Genomic DNA, 507 nt, shown 5'->3' with positions numbered 1-507 from the left:
GGCTGCACAGGGTTTTATTGATTCCATTTTTACACTGATGAATGTTCCGTTGCGCTGCCCGGATTACACCAGTGTCAGCAAGCGCGCAAAGTCGGTTAATGTCAGTTTCAAAACGTTCAGCCGGGGTGAAATCGCGCATCTGGTGATTGATTCTACCGGGCTGAAGGTCTTTGGTGAAGGCGAATGGAAAGTCAAAAAACACGGCAAAGAACGCCGTCGTATATGGCGAAAGTTGCATCTGGCAGTTGACAGCAACACACATGAAATCATCTGTGCAGACCTGTCGCTGAACAATGTGACGGACTCAGAAGCCTTCCCGGGTCTTATCCGGCAGACTCACAGAAAAATCAGGGCAGCATCGGCAGACGGCGCTTACGACACCCGGCTCTGTCACGATGAACTGCGGCGTAAGAAAATCAGCGCGCTTATCCCTCCCCGAAAAGGTGCGGGTTACTGGCCCGGTGAATATGCAGACCGTAACCGTGCAGTGGCTAATCAGCGAATGAC

At 51.9% G+C, this 507-nt stretch carries 1 protein-coding gene; it reads left to right on the top strand.

The annotated features are described in order from the left end of the window. Positions 1–507 (top strand): IS5 family transposase (locus tag K0778_RS27555; protein ID WP_153449298.1); only part of this gene is annotated, 507 nt, incomplete at both ends.

Origin of the sequence: Escherichia sp. XD33 (genome assembly GCF_019375075.1) — a bacterium.
GTDB classification, from domain to species: Bacteria; Pseudomonadota; Gammaproteobacteria; order Enterobacterales; family Enterobacteriaceae; genus Enterobacter; species Enterobacter flexneri_A.
This window is presented reverse-complemented; position numbering and strand designations above follow the sequence as displayed.